The 20,283-nt window shown below is 57.7% G+C and carries 15 protein-coding genes and 2 pseudogenes; 11 read left to right on the forward strand and 6 right to left on the reverse strand.

The annotated features are described in order from the left end of the window. Positions 1-123 precede the first annotated feature (123 nt). The 3 genes from ACR0NF_RS16195 to ACR0NF_RS16205 all read left to right on the forward strand — a co-directional run bounded on the left by ACR0NF_RS16195 (position 124) and on the right by ACR0NF_RS16205 (position 4,969). Positions 124-1,017, forward strand: a complete 894-nt coding sequence (locus tag ACR0NF_RS16195) for a LysR substrate-binding domain-containing protein (RefSeq protein WP_480472448.1) — start codon at positions 124-126, stop codon at positions 1,015-1,017. Positions 1,018-1,272: 255 nt separating this feature from the next. Then, positions 1,273-2,523: an aminotransferase class V-fold PLP-dependent enzyme gene (locus tag ACR0NF_RS16200; RefSeq protein ID WP_480472450.1), complete on the forward strand. Its 1,251-nt coding sequence runs from the start codon at positions 1,273-1,275 to the stop codon at positions 2,521-2,523. A gap of 28 nt (positions 2,524-2,551) precedes the next feature. Further along, entirely contained in the window at positions 2,552-4,969 is a 2,418-nt protein-coding gene (locus ACR0NF_RS16205) for a GcvT family protein (RefSeq protein WP_480778584.1), read from the forward strand. 119 nt (positions 4,970-5,088) lie between these two features. On the opposite strand, the gene ACR0NF_RS16210 is transcribed toward ACR0NF_RS16205, so the two are convergent. After that, on the reverse strand, positions 5,089-6,024 hold the full coding sequence (locus ACR0NF_RS16210; protein ID WP_480667433.1) for a GlxA family transcriptional regulator: 936 nt from the start codon (positions 6,022-6,024) through the stop codon (positions 5,089-5,091). 100 nt (positions 6,025-6,124) lie between these two features. Here ACR0NF_RS16210 and ACR0NF_RS16215 point away from each other — a divergent pair, with 100 nt between their 5' ends. Beyond that, positions 6,125-6,676, forward strand: coding sequence for a cysteine hydrolase family protein (locus ACR0NF_RS16215; RefSeq protein WP_480667432.1), 552 nt, complete (start codon positions 6,125-6,127; stop codon positions 6,674-6,676). A 25-nt stretch (positions 6,677-6,701) separates the two neighbouring features. Further along, complete coding sequence (locus tag ACR0NF_RS16220) at positions 6,702-7,346, forward strand: glutathione binding-like protein (RefSeq protein WP_480667431.1); 645 nt, start codon at positions 6,702-6,704, stop codon at positions 7,344-7,346. 55 nt (positions 7,347-7,401) lie between these two features. Here ACR0NF_RS16220 and ACR0NF_RS16225 read toward each other — a convergent pair whose 3' ends face one another. The 5 genes and pseudogenes from ACR0NF_RS16225 to ACR0NF_RS16245 all read right to left on the reverse strand — a co-directional run bounded on the left by ACR0NF_RS16225 (position 7,402) and on the right by ACR0NF_RS16245 (position 14,599). Next, positions 7,402-8,706, reverse strand: a complete 1,305-nt coding sequence (locus ACR0NF_RS16225; RefSeq protein ID WP_480778585.1) for an HlyD family type I secretion periplasmic adaptor subunit — start codon at positions 8,704-8,706, stop codon at positions 7,402-7,404. Beyond that, a pseudogene (locus tag ACR0NF_RS16230) lies at positions 8,703-10,458 on the reverse strand (type I secretion system permease/ATPase). Before ACR0NF_RS16230 ends, ACR0NF_RS16225 begins: the two are co-directional and overlap by 4 nt. Positions 10,459-10,566: 108 nt before the next feature. Continuing rightward, positions 10,567-10,848 carry a hypothetical protein gene (locus tag ACR0NF_RS16235; RefSeq protein WP_480561559.1) on the reverse strand — a complete coding sequence of 94 codons (282 nt, stop codon included), beginning with the start codon at positions 10,846-10,848 and terminating at the stop codon, positions 10,567-10,569. A gap of 9 nt (positions 10,849-10,857) precedes the next feature. Then, positions 10,858-11,136: pseudogene (locus ACR0NF_RS16240) on the reverse strand (hypothetical protein); the annotation flags it as partial. A gap of 511 nt (positions 11,137-11,647) precedes the next feature. Further along, complete coding sequence (locus ACR0NF_RS16245; RefSeq protein ID WP_480778586.1) at positions 11,648-14,599, reverse strand: NAD(P)-dependent oxidoreductase; 2,952 nt, start codon at positions 14,597-14,599, stop codon at positions 11,648-11,650. Between the two features lie 301 nt (positions 14,600-14,900). On the opposite strand from ACR0NF_RS16245, the gene bioB reads away from it, so the two are divergent. From bioB to ACR0NF_RS16275, 6 genes are read left to right on the forward strand one after another with little or no spacing between them, the layout of a single operon-like run. Further along, entirely contained in the window at positions 14,901-15,881 is a 981-nt protein-coding gene (gene bioB, locus ACR0NF_RS16250; protein WP_480667427.1) for a biotin synthase BioB, read from the forward strand. Beyond that, on the forward strand, positions 15,878-17,011 hold the full coding sequence (locus ACR0NF_RS16255; protein ID WP_480667426.1) for an 8-amino-7-oxononanoate synthase: 1,134 nt from the start codon (positions 15,878-15,880) through the stop codon (positions 17,009-17,011). Before bioB ends, ACR0NF_RS16255 begins: the two co-directional genes overlap by 4 nt. Further along, positions 17,008-17,628 (forward strand): dethiobiotin synthase, encoded by a 621-nt coding sequence (gene bioD / locus ACR0NF_RS16260; RefSeq protein ID WP_480472468.1) that lies wholly within the window; start codon positions 17,008-17,010, stop codon positions 17,626-17,628. The genes ACR0NF_RS16255 and bioD overlap by 4 nt, the downstream gene beginning before the upstream one ends. Next, entirely contained in the window at positions 17,625-18,911 is a 1,287-nt protein-coding gene (gene bioA, locus ACR0NF_RS16265; protein ID WP_480778587.1) for an adenosylmethionine--8-amino-7-oxononanoate transaminase, read from the forward strand. Before bioD ends, bioA begins: the two co-directional genes overlap by 4 nt. Next, on the forward strand, positions 18,908-19,531 hold the full coding sequence (locus tag ACR0NF_RS16270) for a pimeloyl-ACP methyl esterase BioG family protein (RefSeq protein WP_480472472.1): 624 nt from the start codon (positions 18,908-18,910) through the stop codon (positions 19,529-19,531). Before bioA ends, ACR0NF_RS16270 begins: the two co-directional genes overlap by 4 nt. After that, positions 19,528-20,283, forward strand: a complete 756-nt coding sequence (locus tag ACR0NF_RS16275; RefSeq protein WP_480472474.1) for a methyltransferase domain-containing protein — start codon at positions 19,528-19,530, stop codon at positions 20,281-20,283. Before ACR0NF_RS16270 ends, ACR0NF_RS16275 begins: the two co-directional genes overlap by 4 nt.

Below are 20,283 nucleotides of genomic sequence, written 5' to 3' on the forward strand. Positions count from 1 at the left end.
ATTTTTTGTGACTATCGAACAGTCGTGTCGCGAACGAACCAGTTCTGAGGTCGCAAATGGGCGAAATGCTTCGGATTATGCGGCCTAATTGGCCTGATACCTGTCTCGGATGTGCCCGCTATGATGACTCTGCCTCACCTCTCCTTCTTGCGCTCATTCGAGGCTGCCGCGCGGCATTTGAGTTTCACCAGTGCGGCTGAAGAGTTGAACTGTACCCAGTCAGCCGTAAGCAATCATGTGCGTTCGTTGGAAGAGTTCATAAAACGCCCGCTATTCGTGAGGCATCCGCGGTCACTGTCGCTGACGGATGTGGGGAAAGCCTATTTGCCATCGGTGCGTCATGCGCTGCAGGAGATCGATGCAGCGACGCAGTCGATTGTCCAGCGCTCGCACAATCGAACCGTGGTCGTTTCATGCCCGGTCAGTCTGGCAGAGAACTGGCTGCCTGACGTCATTCAAGGGTTCGCAGAGGTCCACCCTGATATCGCTTTGACCGTACATGGCACGATCTGGACTGATGTCGAACCAAATGTCTCGGACTTATCCATCACGCTCAATCATGTTGATGACGTGGCAGACGGATTGACGCGATTGTGGTTGGACAAGTTGACCGTAGTCTGTGCGCCCGGTTTCGAGGTGAGGGGCAGCGCGCTCACCGAGCCGCAGCAATTGCAGGATGCGCGTTTGATCCACATTCTGGGCAGGCCCGCATATTGGGAAAAGATCGCGGCAGAGTTTGGACTTCAGGATCTCAATCAGAAAGAGGGCCCTCGGACCAATGCCTCCAATCTCGCGATGGAACTCGCCGCCAAATCGCTGGGCTGCGTGGCCTTGCCTAAATCACTTGTGCGACCCTACCTGGAGCGTGGGTTGCTGATCGAGCCCCTGGAATTTGATCTGGATAGCCCTTGGGCCTACTACGTCAAGCTCAGGGGAAAATCCGTAACACCCCCAGTTCGCCTGTTTCAGGATTGGCTGGTGAAGGCTGCTTCGGAGACCAATGCCCGACATGGATGATCAGCATATTCCGGCGCCAGAACGAACACGAAATCCAATGGTGCGCTGGCGCGGTTCAGTCGCCGGACCTGCTTTGTTCACTTTGAAGGACAAGCCAAATGTAAAGCCACGTTTGAAAGGTGCATCGGAATTGTCGAAGCTCTTGCACAGAGTTTTCGGATGCATTGGCCTGTATTATTTTGCAAGTCTTAGGTCGCGAACCACACTAAGTTTGGCGAAAGCAACACCACATCCACCACGCACGGGCACAACTACATGAGCCAATTTTCTGAAAGCCTGCAGGAACAGGTCCGTAACCGTTTCGCTCAGATCGATCATTGTCCCGAACAGGGTGAGCGGGTTTTCTTCGAAAACGCCGGAGGGGCGCTGACGTTGAATTCCGTGCTGGATAGTTCTGTTCGTTATGCCGCGATCCCGGACAATCAGGGGCGTGACAACCCGGGGTCTCATGCGCTGGTTGCAACGATCAATGCAGCCAAGGCGGATATGCGGGATTTCATGAACGCGCCCGGCGGGCAGTTTTTTGTAGGCGAAAGCGGAACCGAACTGTTGTTTCGGTTGATCATGAACGCCTGCCTGGGAACTGATTCCGGTATTGTGCTGGGATCGACTCTGGAGCATCCGGCGACGCGGTCGGCTTGTGACCGCTGGGCCCGTATTGCAGGGCAGGAACATGTACTGATACGCCATGATGACGCCACGGGCACCATAACCGCCGAGGCTTATGCCACTGCTGTGACGCCGGATACCAAGGTGGCTACGATTTTACACACCTCGCCCGTAACGGGAATGGGGGTGGATGTGGCTGCTGTATCGCAGGCCATTCGCGCTGTCGCGCCGGACTGCTTCATCATCGTGGATGGTATTCAGCATGCAGCTCATGGCCGGATTGATCTGACTGCCTACGATATCGATGGATACGTGATCTCTCCGTACAAAGTCTTTTCTCGCCATGGATACGGCGTGGCGTGGATTTCTGACCGTCTGACCCAACTCGAGCACAATGCTTTGCTGGATGGTCCCGCAGGCAATTGGGAAATGGGCACGCGCGACACCGGAGCTTATGCCACCATGTCCGACGTCGTGTCCTATTTCGAATGGCTGGGCAGTCAGGTGAGCGATGCCACCGATCGGCGCGGCAAGTTTCTGGCGGCAGGCGATGCCATTCACGCTCAGGAAAAGGCGCTGACCGATGCCATGATCCACGGCACCGGGAACCTTAGTGGTCTGGCCGAGATGGAAAAGGTCACCATTCTGGGGGGTGTCGACAATCCAGCGCGCGAGGGTCTGGTATCGCTGCGCGTTGAAGGTGTGGACTCGGCTGAGGTTGTTAAAAAGCTGAACGAACAAGGGATCCGCACGCATCTGCGCAAGGCGGACCATTACTCCGGCAACATCCTGACGCCGCTGGGCTTTGACGCCTGTGTGCGCGTTTCGATGTGCCACTACAACTCGATCGGTGAAGTCGCCAAGTTCCTAGCTGTCATGAAAGAGATCGCCGCTTGAGCAGCGGTGTGCCAAAGGACAAACACTCATGAAAACTCATGCACAAGCTGTTGTTATCGGTGGCGGGCTGGCCGGCTGCTCGATCCTGTACCATCTGGCCAAGCTCGGCTGGACCGATGTTGTGTTGTTGGAGCGCGACGAACTGACATCCGGTTCGACCTGGCACGCGGCGGCGAATATCCACGGGTTACACGACAACAACAACATTACGCGCATTCAGCACTATACGATGAACTTGTATAAAGAGCTGGAGAAGGAAACCGGTCAAAGCTGCGGCGTGTTCCAGCCCGGATCGCTTTATCTTGCTCAGACCGAAGAACGGGAACACCAGCTGCGTCTTCAGGAGGCCAAGGCGCGTTTCTATGGCCTGAATTTCCATGAGGTCAGCCGTGAAGAGGCGAAGGAACTTCACCCGCTGGCGCAGTTCGATGACATTCGTTGCATCATGTACGAACCAGATGGCGGCAACGTGGACCCGTCAGGCGTGCCTCATGCCTATGCCGCCGGAGCTCGGGCCATGGGTGCGACCATTGAACGGTTTTGCCCGGTGATCGCGACCGAACAACAACCTGATGGTAGCTGGATCGTGCGCACGCCCAAGGGCGACATTCACACTCAATGGGTGGTCAATGCTGCCGGTCTCTGGGGTCGAGAGGTAGCGGCTCTGGCGGGGCTGACGTTGCCGCTGCAACCGACTGAGCACCAGTATTTTGTGACCGAAACCATCGACGAGGTGGCCAATCTGGGCCGTCGTCTGCCCTCAATCGCCGACCGGGATGGCGAGTATTACTTCCGTCAGGAAGGCAACGGGCTGCTGATCGGTGCCTATGAGAAAAACATGAAGTTTTGGGCGGAAGAGGGCACGCCGTTGGACTTCGCTCATGATTTGTTCCCCGATGATCTGGACCGGATCATGGAGAATGTCATTCGCGCCACCGAACGTGTGCCGGTTGCTGCAACGGCAGGGGTCAAACGGGTGATCAACGGGCCCATGATCTGGTCGCCAGATGCCAATATGCTGTGGGGGCCGGTGCCCGAGCTGAAGAATTACTTCCTGTGCGGGGGGCTGATCCCTGGCTTCTCACAATCGGGGGGGCTGGGCCTGCTGGCCGCGCAATGGATGATCGAAGGCGAGCCTCAATACGACATGTTCGCCTGGGATCTCGCCCGCTTTGGTGACTGGGCTGACAAGAAGTTCACCAAGGCACGGGTCGAGGACGCCTATACCCACCGTTTCAAGATCCATTTCCCGAACGAGGAGCGCAGCGCTGGTCGCCCGGCCCGTGTGCGCCCGGCCTATGAAATGCAGAAGGAAATGGGCTGCGTCTTTGGCCTGAACTGCGGCTGGGAACATCCGCTTTGGTTTGCTGATGAACCTGGCACAGAAGAGACTAACGGCTTTACGCGCCAGAATTGGTTTGATCCGGTTGGATGCGAGGTGCGGATGCTACGCGAAAATGTAGGTGTCATCGACATCTCGAACTTCGCAAATTACGTCATCAAGGGGCCGGGCGCCTATGATTGGCTGGACCGTCTCGTGGCCAATCGCGTGCCTACCGAAGTGGGGCGCAGCTGCCTGACGCCGCTGATCTCGGTACGCGGCGGCGTTGCGGGCGACTTTACGATCACCAAACTGGATGATGATGAATACATGATGATCGGTTCTGGTATGGCCGAGCGTTATCATCAACGTTTCTTCAACATGGTGCCGCTGCCCGAAGGCACCACGCTCGAAATCGCGACCGATCGTATCGCGGGCTTCAACATTGCAGGACCCAAATCGCGCGAGGGGCTGGCGCGCCTGACCAATGCCGATCTGTCCAACGAGGCGTTTCGCTTCATGAGGTCCCGGAAAATAGCCGTTGCTGGAGTGGACTGTGTGGCCATCCGGGTCAGCTTTACCGGTGATCTGGGGTGGGAGCTGCATTGCGCGCAAGAGGATCAGGTCGCCCTCTACACCGCCCTTCTCGAAGTGGCAAAAGACTGTGGCGGCGGGCCGGTTGGCGGTCGCGCGCTGGGATCGCTGCGCATTGAAAAAGGTTATGGCTCCTGGGGCAGGGAGTATTCTCAGGAATACTGGCCACAAGAGGTCGGTTTGGCCAGCCTGATCAAGTTGGACAAGGGGTTCCTGCATAAGGAGGCCTATCTGGCGGTCAAAGACAACGCCCCGCGCGAACTCCTGTCACTGTTCGAGCTAGATGTGAGCGAGGATGCGGACGCGACCGGAGGTGAGCCGATCTTCACGTCAGATGGTAAGCCAGTTGGCCGGGTGACTTCGGGTGCCTATGGCTATTCCGTTGGTAAGTCATTGGCGATCGGTTATGCCGACCCGAATGTCGCGCAACCCGGGGATGAGGTGGTGATCCAGGTTCTGGGTAAACCGCATACTGCACGTATATTGAAGGATGCGCCTTTCGATCCCGAAGGTAAGCGTTTGCGCTCCTAAGCAGTCCCGATGATTGCAGTTTGAGTGTTCGGCCACATGTCTGAACGCTCAAACATGTTGCGATTAACGGCCATACATTCGCTATTGGCCTGATGATTGTCCCTGGCGTTGACGTCAGGTCAGGCTTTCGCCGGTGAGAACCGTTTTCGGTACTCTCCCGGCGACAGCCCTACAATCTTGTGGAACATGCGGCGGAAGGCCGAGATATCCATGTAACCCACCGCCCGTGCAATGGTTTCGATGCTGGCCTGCGACAGCTCCAACCGTTCGCGGGCTTTGGCGACACGCAGCTGCTGAAGGTATTCCGATGGGCTGAGCCCGGTCGCGGATTGAAACCGACGTCCGAAAGTGCGCGGTTCAAGGCGCGCGGTACGGGCCATTTCGGACACGGTAACCGAACTTGCATATCGCATCTGAAGCCAATGTTGCACGCGAAGTATGGCATCGTCCCCATGGGTCAGGTTGGGCGAGAATGAGCTGTAGAAGCTTTGGGCTCGTTCGCCCGGGTCGATCAGGAAGAACCGTGCGACCTGCAGCATCACAGCAGGTCCCATAAAGCGTGCGATCAGACGCAGGCCCAGATCGGTCCAGGCCATCAAGCCTCCGGCGGTGATGATATCGCCATCGTCGATCAGCAGCCGGTCTGCCTGCAGCTGCACTTGAGGGTATTGATTGGCAAAGTCTGTCGCCAGTGCCCAGTGGGTTGTTGCCTGCCGTCCGTCCAACAGGCCGGTGGCTGCCAGCGGGAATGCGCCAGCGCAAATCGAACAGATCAATGTACCCCGGCGATGATGGCGCTGAATCCAGTTAACCAGGGCTTGTTCTTTCGCACCGCTGATGCGCTGGCCCAGAGCAGGAGGCAGGATCAATGCCTCTAACCGGCTGTCATCCCTGTTGAAATTTCGAATGACTTGCGTTTCCACAAGGCGTGGCCGTACGGAATGGTTCTGCTGGAACCGGTTGGCCACGGCAAACAGGTCCTGCAACCCGTGAATCGCGGCGTTTTGAGCCTCGGGATAGGCGGCAAGGCCGATGGTCAGAGCGGGTTGTGTCATTTGTCAGATTTAACGCGTTTTATGTCCAATGCGCCAGTCAACTTACGGCGACCGGTGCCTTAAATCAGCGCTGGATACAGACCGAGAAACGGAGACCAAGATGACTAGATCCGCATTGATCCTGATCGACATTCAGAACGACTATTTTCCGGGCGGCAAATGGGAGCTGCACAAGATCGAAGACAGCGCTGCCAACGCCGCTCGGTTGCTGCAGCAGGCCCGCGATGCCGGGCAGATGGTCGTGCATGTGCATCACGAGTTCCAGATCGACAACCCACCCTTCTTCGCGCCGAACACACCGGGCGCCGAAATCCACAGCTCGGTCACCCCGCAGGAGGGGGAACACAAGGTGCTAAAGCACTACGTCAACGCCTTTCGCGATACCAATCTGCAGGCACTGTTGGCAGAACATGAGGTGAGCGATGTGACCATCGCTGGCGACATGAGCCACATGTGCATCGACGCCGCCGCCCGTAACGCCGCCGATATCGGCCTGAACGTCACGGTGGTCGAGGATGCCTGCTCTTCCCGCGATCTGGAGTTCAATGGCGAAGTGATCCCGGCGGAACAGGTGCACAAGGCGTATATGTCTGCGCTGTCCTTTGCCTATGCCAAAGTTGTGACCACCGCCGACTATCTGGCTGCGGCATAAGCGGCAGTACGTAACGGAGATTACCATGACCACCCTCTACCACGCCCCCCTCACCTGTTCTCTGGCCGCACGTTTTGCTGCGGCCGAGGGCGGGGTCGATCTGGATATTGCCCCCCTCAATCTGGCCACCAAGGAATTGGCAGCCGGCGGATCGCTGTATGATATCAACCCGCTGGGTCAGGTCTCGGTTCTGGAACTGGAAGACGGCACCAGGCTGACTGAAACCTCGACCGTGATTGCCTGGATTCAGGCGCAATCACAGAACACGGATTTCCGCGTCGACCCGACCAGCCCCGAGTATTTCCAGATGCTGCGCTGGCTGGCTTTCTGCGCCACCGAGCTGCACAAAGGCCTGTTCCGTGTCGTGTTCTATCAGGAGGCCACCGACGAGGTAAAAGACCGCGTGCGCGCGCTTGCTCCGCTTCGGTTCGAGGTACTGGAAAACCACCTGAACGGGCGCGCTTATCTGCTGGGTGAGAGATTTTCGGCAGCGGACGCCTATCTGACCTGGTTCTTTGTGCTGTCCGGCTATGCGCAAGTGGATCACACCACTTATCCGAATATCGAGGCCTACCGTCAGCGCGTTCTGTCCCGCCCGGCGATCAAGGCATTGATCGAAAACGATACGCAACTGGATCAGGATCTGAAGCAAAATCTGTTTGCGGCCTGATCCATATCTCATCGCGACCGCGCCTGCGCGCGGTCACTGCGCCACTGATCCGAGCTTACTCTCTGAACGCCCGCACGAAGTAGTCCGCCATCGGCTTGATCAGATAAGACAACGGCGTTCGCGCATCCGTTTCGATGAACGCTTCAACGGGCATTCCAGGGAGCAACACCTGACCGTTCAATCGTTCTGTTTGACCGGTTTCGGGGATAAGCTCTGCGCGATAGAAGCTGAAACCGGTCGCTTCATCCGTAAAAACATCTGCCGATATGTTGATCACCTGTCCTTGCAGCTCCGGCGTTTCGCGTTGATTGAAAGCCGGAAATCGCAACGTCGCATTCTGCCCTTTGTGCACTTGATCAACGTGGATTGCGTCGACCTGTGCAGCCACCAGCAAAGGGGTATCCTGCGGTACGATGTACATCATGGGCTCTCCGGCCTGAATAACGGACTGGTTTGCAAACACGATGCTGCTGTGGATGGCCCCGGTTACTGGAGCGCGAATGTCCATGCGCAACAATTGCTCGCTCAGAACGATCCTCCGTTCCGACAGCTCAGCAATTTCAGCTTTCAACTCACGGATCTCGCTGATCGCTTCTTCACGGCGCATTGCCCGCAACTCAACGATCTGAATCTCGGTCGATGCGATCTGCCCGCGCAGACGAGCGATTGTTGCCTCCAATCGGCCAATTTCACCAGTCAGGCCAGCATCTTCCCGTTCCAGTGCGGATACGCGGCTGGCAGGCGTCAAACCCCTGTCAAACAGGCTTTTTTGGTCTTGCAACTCATTGGCAATCAATACCAGCTGCTTCTTCAGAGCGAACAGCTGAGCTTGCGTTCCTTCAATTTCAGCTTCGATCTGAATTCGCTGTTTGATCAGTTGCTCAATTTGTTGTGCCTGAGTTTCGGCGCGCGCGGCAAACAGGTCCAACTGACCGGATATGAGGCCTCCCGCGATCGCTTCCGTCTGCTGCAAGCTTTGCAATTGCTCCGCCAATTGCGCTGCGTCCGAGCCATCACGCTCAGCCTCCAGCCGGGCTGTCCGCACCAGGGCCTCGAACAACTGACCTTCAACGATCGTATGTTCCGAAGCGAGTATCGTGTCATCCAACCGCACCAGAACGTCGCCCTGTTGCACGCGGTCACCGTCTCGCGCAAGAATCTCGCCTACAACGCCGCCATCGGGATGCTCCACCACCTGCCGGTTGGATTGCGCTTCAATCACGCCACTAGAAACGATGGCGCCTGCCAATTGGGTCCGGGTTCCCCACACGCCGAGACTAATCACCAAGATGGCCACTGCCGCAAATCCGACCGAGGCGGGCAGGGTGATATACCACGCTGGCCTTTTCAATTTGTTCATGTTGATCCACCAACCGAGCTGAGTTGCCGCTTGAGCAGGTTTGCGTTCTCGACCACTCCGCCAAGAATTTCGTCTCGGGGCCCGGCCCGGACTACGTGACCCTGCTCCATAACGATCAGTGCGTCGCATTCCGCGATGGCCTGAGGGCGATGCGTCATGATCAGAGCGGATTTACCTGCAGATTTAAGCGCACGCACGGCCCCGTTCAGCGCCTGGGTACCTTCGCCATCAAGCGCCGAATTGGGCTCGTCCAATACTAACAGAACCGGATCGCCATATAGCGCCCGCGCTAAGCCGATGCGCTGTTTCTGCCCCCCTGACAGAAGGCTGTCGTTGCCGTCAAGCATGGTGTCGTAACCGTCTGGCAGCCCCAGTATCATTTCGTGAGCATTGGCCTTTTAAGATGCGGCAACCACCGCATCGGGATCAGGGTCCAGTGACAGGCGCGAGATGTTTTCGGCTACGGTGCCTTGGAAGAGCGTCACTTGCTGCGGCAGATAACCAAGATACTGGCCCAATTCGACAGGGTCATACTGATCCAGCGTTGCACCGCCCAACCGGATCTCACCAGCGGTGGGTGGCAGCAGGCCCAGCAATGCCTTGGCCAATGTCGTCTTGCCCGAACCACTCTTGCCAATCACACCAATGCACACCAATGGCGGTGCCGGGCTCCAGCCGGAAGGATATATTGCGCAATGTCGCCTGTGCCGCTCCGGGAGGGATAAGGTTCAGAGACTTCACGTCCAATCTGGCCTCGGGTTCAGGCAGTTTGGTTCGCTTGGCCAGCGGCGGAGTTGTCTGAAGAAATCGGTCCAGAGAGTGCCAGGCTGTACGCGCCCGTTGAATCATGGACCATTGGCCGATTGATTGCTCCACCGGTGCCAAGGCCCGCCCCAGCAGGATCGAACCTGCGATCATTGCCCCCGGCGACATTTCATTGCGCAACACCAGCAATGCACCAAGGGCCAGCATCGCCGATTGCAGGAACAGACGAAGCGATTTGGTGAGCGATGAAAAGCTACCGCTCCAATCACTTGCCCGGATCGAATCCGTCAACGCAACCGAGCGTTGCCGCAACCAGCGTTCGGTCACGTTATGCTGCATGCCCTGTGCGCAAACGATTTCTGCCGCTTGCCTTGCGTGTTCAGAAAATGATGCTGCGTGCGCCGCTTGGGATTGCGCTGCCAGCAGTTTGCGCCGAGTCATGACTTCGTTCAGCACGGCGATGCCGATCAGCACCAATCCGCCCCCGAGCGCCAACCAACCCAGCCACGGATGGAACAGAAAAATCGCCGCCAGAAATAACGGGGTCCATGGGATATCCATCAACGCCAACAGAATGGGTGAGGCGCAAAGACCCTGTATCGTATCAAGATCTCGCAATGCCGAGGCTGGTGTGCCGCGCATCTTCGGGTTCAGCGCCCTGCGCAATGTCGCGGCAAATACGCGTTCTTCAAGCTGTGTTTGCAGCTGTGCTCCGAACCGCGCTACAATACGGCCGCGTGAAAAATCAAGCATTGCCATTAAGCCGTAGAGAAGTGCGACCAGCAGAAACAACGCCGTCAAGGTTTCGATTGCACGCGAACTCAGCACCCGGTCGTAGACCTGCAGCATGAACAGCGGTCCGGTCAACATCAGCAGGTTTACGAAAACACTGAAGAAAAAAGCGATGCCCAAGAATGTCGTGCCGCTGTCGCGCGCTGAACGGAGTTCGCCTTTTCCGGGTGATGCAGAACGGCTTTCGGTCTTCACTTCAACATCCTTTCCACAAGGGCTTGGCGTCGAAAAATAGAGTAAATAAACATGATGCGCCCCCGGTAGACCGGAGGCGCTTGTGCCTTAAGGCTGGGTTCAGCCTATCTAGAACAGGTCCTCGGTCAGCTCTGGAATGCCGTCGATATTACCGATCTGAATGGTTGCATTGTCAAAATACAGCTCGACAAAGGTGCCGTCTGCTCCGGCGAACACATTGTCGTCGCCCTCGCCGAGAACGCCGTCGCCATTGGTGTCGAGATCAGCGAAGGAGGCATCAGATCCCAAACCGGTCAGGTTGATGAGATCATCGGCAGAGAAATCTCCGATGACAGTCAGATTGTTCACGCCGCCGGTTGGCGCAAAAAAGTCTTCGGTGAACTCGAACACGTCGTTGCCTGCGCCGCCCAGAACGGTGTCGACGCCAGTGCCTGCATTGATCGTGTCGTTGCCCGCACCTGCATCAATGAAATCACGACCAGAGCCTGCGTTGATTGTTTCATCCGCGTTCAGGAAGCTGCGGATCGTGTCGTTACCAGCGCCGGTATCGATGGTGCCTTCGCCTGTGAGCAGCGAGGTGACAAAGTCATCGCCATCGGTGCCGGTGATGTTGTTGGAAAAGGGGGAAAAGGTGAAAAGGTTGGCATATTGCTTCCTCTTGGGTAGGTTGAGCTTCAGATAGTCTTGTTTAAGTTGTCCGTGTGGACAGTTCTGCGTCGCTCAAAAAGCCATATGCATCCAATCAACGTTGCTATCGTTTTTTTGATAACCCGTGGATTGAATTGTTCGAGGAGGAAGCAATGAGGAAGTGTGCGATTGCGTCCTTAGGATTTGAAGTAAGTTACTAATATATAAATATAAACAATGGGATATGGTGCGATTTTAACCAGCAAGGCACGTTGATGTAGAGGATGCCAACACCTAACGTTCGAGTTCTCATTGCGCGCTAGATGCAAATAGTTAGCATATTGAAAACGTGGGTTTTTGTTGCGCTTGCGCGCAATCGAGGTGGTTGCTCGATAAATCTCAGGCGCACCGAGAAAACAACTATGAGTAGATAATTTTTAGGGACATCTCATCACTGTCTAGCTAGCAAAAGATCGTAGCGATGGAGGTCGGCAATGAAGTCGGCGCGCGAAGAGAGCCCCTCGCACGCCGGGGTCAGGTTGTCAGGGTTGGTGGGCGCCCCTTAGTTGTAACCACCGACCAAGCCGAGGGCATCGAAATCGCGATGCAGGGTATTTGCAGCCAAGGTCAGGGCTTCGCCGTGACGTTCGATCAGTTCTGCCCGGCGGGCGGGGTCGCGCGTCGCTTCGATGGCGCCCCAGATCGCTGCCAGTGTCTCAGTGATATCGCGCAGGCGCATCAGCGTCTCGGCATCATCGGCAGCCGCAGCAATGACTGAGGGGGAAACCTTACCCACGCCCGGCACTGTCTGTGCGCCGCCGCTTGCGTACCCCTCAGGCAGATCGCCCTTGCAGTTGATCACTTTGCGATAGCGGATCGCGGACAGGATCTGATCCACCGCCTGTTTCGCGCCTTCAACACGCGAGGTGTGCTCGGTGTCGGCAGCGGCGTGGGGCAGCAACTCCAGACGATCGGGATAAGCCTCGATCAGCGGACGGTAGGGTACCATCGGGCCGAACAGGCTGCCGTCATCGGCGATGAAAAGATCGGCGTCAATGGCAGCATAGGCCACCTTGCCCGAGGCCATCGCGTCATTCAGAGCATCGGCATCGACAACTTCTCCGCGGTCGTAATTCACCAGAACCGCACCGTCGTTTAACGCGTTCAGTACTGATGCGCCCACAAGGCCCGCATTGGCAAAAACACCATTTGCGCCCTTGGCGCCAAGACCTGTATGGGGCGAAAGCACATCGGCTCCTGTCGCGGCTTCTTCCGGGCTTGCGGCATAGATGAAGCCCTCGCTTTCAATCCACTTCCGATGATGCTCACGGGCATAAATTGCGACCGTCATACCGAAGGCCTTGCCCAGTTTGGCGACTTCTCGACCGATATTGCCATAGCCGATGACGCCCAGGCGTTTCCCTTCCAGCTTCTCGGTCGGGTAGTCTCGCAGGTGTTTGCCAGTGTCGAAATCACCAGCAACGACACGCTTATGCATCTCGTCGACTTTGAGGTCCGGCAGAACGCGCAGCAAAGCCTTCATCGCAGTTTGCGCGGTGGCGCGGCTGTTGAAGCTGGGGGTATTCATCAGCGGGGCACCACCACCTGCGCCGTCGCCGCCGCCCCAGCAGGCGCAGGTCATATTGCCGGTACCAGCACCGATGCGCACGCCGCCTTCGGGGAAGGTTGCGTTTTCCGGAAAGAAGGTCGCCGCCGCAATCACAGCGTCATATTGGTTATCACAGCAGGCTGCTGTCAGTTCCTCGTGAGTGGACAGATCCGGTAGATAGAAGAAATGTTGTCCTGCAGGCAGTTCAGAGCCATCCCAGCCACCATAGGTGAATGTCGCGCCTTGTTCTTCCACATAGGCTTTGACAGCCGATGCGTCCGGTTGGCCGTCGGAGCCGAATTTCAGGCCGACGAGGTCGGCGATCAGGATGCGATAGGCACGGTTCGGGTCGTCTTTGCGCACGTCCGATCCACCTGCATTCGAGGCTTCGAAGGTCGTGCCTTGGGCGGCAAGCTCTTCCTCCAGCACGACCACCTTGGCGCGGTGATAGGCGTAAGAGATGTTTTCCAGCAGGCGCACGATATCCTCGGGCTCGCGGATGCCGCCGATCCAGGCGCGGTAGTCGCCCGGCGTGCCGGGGAAGGCGTTTACATAGCGCGCGGCGTCCAGGCCGGGTTCATAATCGCCATTCGGATGTGTCAGGCCTTCATAGCCCAGCAGTTGTTTCGAGCGGGCGATGATACGCCCGTGAATGGCCGGATCAGTGATGCCGGGATCATTCACCGCCAGTAGTGTCACCGCAGCACCGCGTTTTTGCGCGTCGCTCACACCGGCGACCAGAAGCTCCTGCCCGGCCAGCCACGCGTTGATCTTTGCTCGGTTGGCTGCCGAGCGTTGGTTCATCACCTCGACCGAGCCGAACATCTTTTCGACGCGCAGAAGGCCATAGGTGGTTTCGGCAAAGGCCAGTGACGAGAAGGTATTGATCACGCCTCCGATCATCTTGTCGGCCGCAGCGTCGTAGAAGGGGCCAAGCCCAACGGTCTTTTCGCCGGTCAGCGGTTTTTTAGCGTCCGTCGGAACCACCAGCTTCAACTGGCGCGCGATGGCCCAGGCCGGGTTCTTTTGGTTGTCTTCGATCAGCTGCATTGCCGCCGGAGTAAGCGAGGCCAGGAAATATCCCGAGATACCGCCGATTGCCTTCTGAAACGGGGTGAAAATGTTGCACTTCGCCATGAAGGCTTCGACCACGTCCTGCGGCCAGGGCATGCCGCCGAGCATCGAGGTGGCGTCGATCATCGTGTGGCGGTTTGCCGGGTCACGGTCCAGCCATTCCAGCAGCGACTTCACTTCTTCCGTGGTGTAAGTGGTGGCGCCGGTCGTCTCGTGCCCAACGCCGACAAACAGGGTGATGCCCATCGACTCCAGTTCATCAGCGGACGGGATAGTGCCTTCCGATCCCGAGAACACGACCTTGTCTTCGTGGCCGTTGGCTGCGAATTGCTGCAATTCCAGGATCTGGGCGCCCCAGCTTTGACGGAAGAATCCGCCCTTGGTCGCTTCCTCGGATTCCGGACGCGGGGTGTCGACGAACAGTTTCTGACCGGACAGATTCGGGTTCATCAGGTGCATGATGGCGACGGTGAAGCCGCTGTGGCCGCCGCCCAAGCCCACGGCCATCGGGTTTTCCTTGGGGAACCCGAAATAGCGGTGAATGTGAAACATCATGTCACGCAGGATCGCGTCCGCCGGATAACCGCGGTGCATCGAACGCCCGATTTCAGCCGTGGTGAACGGGCCGAGGTCGTTGCCTTTGTCGTCTACCTTGCGATAGGTGCCCTCCAGCCAGCGGTCAAATTCGAAGCGGTTCTTGCGCCCGTCAGCCTCGTCCTGAATCACGTCGGTGATCGGGCCTACGCCGAAGAACGGATTGATGGTCCGGGCCGGTGGTCCGTTATGTGTCGCTTCGATCGAGAGTTTGCGCTGCGCTTCAAGGTCACTCATAGTCTACCTGCCTGGTTGCGTTAGAATCCGGTCTGAGCGCATCGTAAGCTTCGGTTCACTATCGGAAACATCAGTTTGCGAACTTTTCACGCAATCAAGCGTCAAAATCCTGCAAAATAGACAGGGTGCTGTTTGTGGAAGGACGTTGAGCGTAGTGATGGATTTCAACGCTCAGCACCTCGAGTGCTGCGATATCAACAGAAGCTAAGACTGGACTGCTGTCGAAGAATTGAGTTGTAGTTTTCAAATTTATCGATACTTAATCCTCCTAAATCGAGATTATAGGATTATTATCGATAAAATGACAGCCATCGGCATCTCTTGGACCCGCGAGGCCGCGCAAGCCTTATATGACCTACCTTTGATGGATCTGCTCTATCGCGCGCAGACGCAGCATCGCGCGCATTTTGACCCCAACAAAATTCAAACCTCGAAGCTGCTTTCGATCAAAACGGGCGGTTGTGCCGAGGATTGTGCCTATTGCTCGCAATCGGCCCGCAATGGTTCCAAGCTGTCGGCCTCGAAACTGATCGAGGTCGAGCGAGTCCTGAAGCAGGCGCGCAAGGCCCGAGATGGTGGTGCGACCCGTTTTTGCATGGGGGCCGCATGGCGAGAGCCTAAGGACCGGGATATGGATGCGCTTGTCGCCATGGTCGAAGGCGTCCGGGGTCTTGGTATGGAAACCTGCATGACGCTTGGGATGCTGGACGACAACCAGATCGTGCGCCTGCGTGATGCCGGGCTGGATTACTACAACCACAATATCGATACCTCGGAACGCTATTACCCCGAGGTCATCACGACCCGCACATTCTCGGATCGGATCGATACACTGACCCGCGTGCAAGAGGCGGGGATCAAGGTGTGTTCGGGTGGTATCCTCGGGATGGGTGAAGGTGTGCAGGACCGGCTCGATATGTTGGTGACGTTGGCCAATCTGGACCCGGCGCCAGAATCCGTTCCGGTCAACATGCTGATGCCTCAGCAGGATACACCTCTGGCGGACGCTGAGCCGGTCGACCCGATTGATTTCGTCCGCGTCATCGCCTGCGCGCGGATCATGATGCCACAATCCTATGTACGCCTTTCTGCAGGACGTAGCGATATGAGCGATGCGGTTCAGGCCCTGTGTTTTCTGGCCGGAGCGAATTCAATCTTCGTGGGTGAGACCCTTCTGACCGCCGAAAACCCCGAAGAAGACGTCGACGCAATGCTTTTTGCCAAACTTGGCATGCAAGCCGAACGCGTACAGGAGCCGGCTTGCAAGGACGTGGCTGAATGAAGGCATTGGATCGCCTGACCTCGATGCTCGAAGTTCTGGACACACGCCATCGGCGGCGGTCGTTGTCCCTGGCGGGGGGGCTGGATTTTGCATCGAATGATTATCTGGGTCTGGCCGGGTCCCCGATGCTGGAACAGGCGGCGCGCAGTGCGCTGGATCGCGGCGTGCCTGTGGGCGCGGGCGGGTCGCGCCTACTGCGCGGCAACCACGAGGAACATGAAGCGTTGGAGCAGGAAGCGGCTGTTTTCTTCGGCGCTGAGGCCGCTTTGTTTATGGGCGGCGGTTTTCAAGCCAATCAGGCGATTTTTTCCGCGTTACCTGCTGCAGAGGACCTCGTTCTGCATGATGAACTGGTTCACGCGAGTGCGCATGAAGGCATGCGCATGGGTCGTGCCGAAACGCGCGCATTCGCTCATAATGACGTGGATGACGCGCGTCGGATCATTGCTGCATGGCAAGCGAATAGCGGGTTGGGTCAGATCTGGATCGCAGTCGAAAGTGTCTATTCCATGGAAGGCGACACTGCTCCTCTGAAGGCGCTGTCTGACCTTGCGATCACGCACGAGGCAGTGCTGATTGTTGACGAAGCCCATGCCACCGGAGTTTTTGGCCCTCAAGGACGAGGTTTGGCCCACGCGTCAGAAGCCCAGTTGCTGACAGTGCACACCTGCGGCAAAGCTCTGGGAGTTTCGGGCGGGTTGGTTTGTGGTCCACGGGTGATGATTGATGCACTGATTAATCGGGCGCGTCCTTTCATATTCACAACTGCTCCGGCTCCGCTGACCGCAGCGCTTGTGCGGGTGGCGTTGCAGGTTTTGCAACGCGACACTGACCTGATCCAAGCGGCCCGAGCGCGTCTCAATCACGCCCATTCCGAAGCGGAGCGCAATGGTGTGGCTGAGGCTGCTCTTAGCAGTCAGATCATCCCGATCCTGCTAGGGGATGAGGCCCGGACCATGGCCATGGCCGCCGCTTTGCAGGGGCAGGGATTTGACGTCCGGGGCATCCGCCCGCCAACAGTTCCACGCGGCACATCGCGGCTGCGCATATCCATCACCGGCAATGTCAGCCACGCGGATATCAGCGCTCTGTTTGACACAATCGCATATCACCAAAGGATTGCCGCATGAGTGCTTTGATCGTCACCGGCACGGATACCGGCGTCGGCAAGTCCATCTTTGCTGCGGGGTTGGTTGGTGCTCTTGGGGCCCGCTATTGGAAACCCGTGCAATCCGGTCTTGATGACATCACCGATACGGAAACGATCAGATCCTTATCTGATGCTGAGGTTCTGCCCGAGATCTATCGGCTCAGGATGCCCGCCTCACCCCACCTGTCTGCCGAAGATATGGGCGTTGAGATCGCGTTGGATCGTCTGAGCCTGCCCGATATCACCGGGCCGCTCGTGGTCGAAGGCGCGGGCGGTATCATGGTGCCGCTGAACCGTGAGCATTTCTTCCTCGATCTGTTTGCGAGATGGCAGGCCCCCATCATTCTCGTGGCGCGTACAGCGCTTGGAACGATCAATCACACGCTCCTGTCGCTGCGGGCTTTGAGAGAGGCTGGGTGTCCGGTGGTCGGTGTCGCCTTCGTTGGCGATGCAGAGCCGGATGTGGAGCAGACGATAGTCGAGATGGGCAATGTTCGGCATTTGGGTCGGCTTCCGCACCTCGCGGATCTGTCGCAGGAGACCCTTTCCAAGGCCTTTGCCGCAATCGATACCGATACGATCCGGAGTTTTCTGTGACACCGCTGGAGTTTGATGCACGCCATCTGTGGCACCCCTATACCAACATCCTCGATCCGGGACCGATGCATTTTATCACCCAATCCGAAGGGGTATGGCTCACGCGGGATGACGGCGTCCAAATGATTGATGCGATGTCATCGTGGTGGTGTGCTGTGCACGGGCATCGTCACCCGGCCATCACGGCTGCCATGCGGCAGCAACTGGACCGGATGCCCCATGTCATGTTCGGCGGGATAACCCATGAGCCCGCGATCGAACTGGGCCGCAGGCTTGTGGATCTTCTGCCCGACGGGCTTGATCGTATTTTCTACAGTGACAGCGGCTCGGTTGCGGTCGAGGTGGCGCTGAAAATGGCCGTGCAATATCAGATGGCCAACGGCCGGTCGGAACGCTCGGAATTTGCAACCATCCGCGGCGGCTATCACGGGGATACATGGAAAGCGATGAGTGTCTGCGACCCCGTTACCGGCATGCATGGGTTGTTCCGCGGTGCCCTATCGATCCAGCATTTTCTACCGCGACCTCCCATAGGGTTCGATCAGGAGTGGAGTGACGACCCGGACCTGAATGGGTTGGGCGCGCTGGAAGTATTGCTGAAATATAAGGGCGACCGGATTGCCGCGCTGATCCTTGAGCCGGTGGTGCAAGGGGCGGGTGGAATGTACTTCTATCACCCCACTTGGTTGCAGCGCGCTCGCGCTTTGTGTGATGCGCATGGGATCTTGCTGATCCTTGATGAGATCGCCACCGGATTCGGGCGGACGGGCGAGCTGTTTGCGATGCATCACGCGGATATTGTGCCGGATATCCTATGCCTCGGTAAGGCGCTGACCGGCGGTCATATTACGATGGCGGCCACCGTTGCCTCGGAACCGGTTGCGGCTGGCATCGGTGCAAGCGAGGCCGGCGTCATGATGCATGGGCCGACTTATATGGCCAACCCGCTGGCCTGCGCCGCAGCCATTGCAAGCCTTGATCAGCTTTCACAGCGCGACTGGCGCACCGAGGTCAAAGATATCGCCAGTCAGTTGGAACCCGAACTCGCCCCGGCGCGAAGACTTCTCGGCGTTGCCGATGTCCGGGTTTTGGGAGCCATCGGCGTGATTGAAATGGAAGGCCGCGTCGATCCCGCGATTGCACATCGTCGGGCGCCGGAAACCGGTGTGTGGCTGCGCCCCTTCACCCGCAACATATATTGCATGCCGCCCTATATCATCTCTTCGAATGAACTGAGCCGTGTAACGGCTGCCATGATTTCGCTGGTCGAGGACATCGGATGAAACGTCAATGGTTGTCGCGCTCAGAGACGGCGTTGCTCACCCTTGTGTTCGGCGGTTGGGCGGTCGGGGCGGCTGCTTTCGATGGATTAAGAGGAGATCATTCTGTCCTGTTGGTTCAGGATTACACGCGGCTGGACGACCCTCTACCGGAACTTGAACAGTTCGATGATGTCAATCTTGTCGCCTTTTCATTTGGTGTCGCCTCTGCCGCGCATTGGATGTCGAGGGTCGGATATCAGCCCGCGCGACGGGTTGCCGTCGCAGGAACGTTGTTTCCGGCGGATAAGGAGAGGGGGATAACGCCAGACCTTATCCGCGCGACCGCAGACAATCTCTCGGATGACAGTTTTGCGCGGTTTTGCCGACGGGCTGGCCTGAAAAGTGCAGCGCCAGACATCGATATGGCCGCCGCTCGGGCTGAATTGCACGCCATCATCCGGCGCGGGCCTGCGCCGGATACCCGGTTTGATCGTATCTGGATACCGCAGCGCGATCGGGTCATTCCCGCGGCAGCGCAAGAGCGCGCATGGAGCGCGCAGCGCCACGCCATCCGGTCCGTGTCCGGGCCACATATTCCTTTTGAAACAGGGCAAAGTTGGGCCGGATGGACCGTGTCATGATACAGCTTGCAGAGCGGGTACAACGCAGTTTCAGCCGGAGCTTTGAAAGCTATCATGCCGCAGCTGATCAACAGGCCCATATCGCCGATCTGCTGGTTCAGGACCTCTGCCAGAGCGGAGCGCCCCGGTATTTCGCTTCGGCGTTGGAGTTGGGTTGTGGAACCGGTCATCTGACTCAGCGGCTATGCGCGAGGTTTGACTTTGGGGCTCTGACCCTCAACGATCTTTCGCCCGAAGCACAGTGGACAGCGGATGCGGCAAATGCCGTGTTCTTGGGTGGTGACGCTGCGGATATCGAGTGGCCGGAAAGCCCCGACCTCATCACCTCGACCTCGATGATCCAATGGCTGTATGACCCCGCCAGTTTTTTGCGCAGGGCGGCAACTGCGCTTGCGCCCGGCGGCTGGTTGGCCGTGTCAGGATTTGGCCCCCAGCAATATCGGGAATTGACGCAGATCGGATCAACGGCGAAGGCCCCCAGTCTTTGCAATGCTCGCGAACTGGCGTCTTTCGTTGAAGATGACCTGGAAGTCGTGAAGACAGGAAACTCCATACGGCAAGCGCGTTTCGCATCTGCGCGTGATGTCCTCGACCATTTGCGCAAGACGGGTGTGAATGGTCGGGCGCAAGCCCCTTGGACCCGATCCCGTCTGACGCAATTCATCGACGATTATACGCGCCTTTTCGAAAGCCCTCTTGGCCTGCCTTTGACCTATCATGCGGTTTGGATCATTGCCCGAAAACCGGGGTGA

The organism is Ruegeria sp. CF4, from assembly GCF_056537345.1.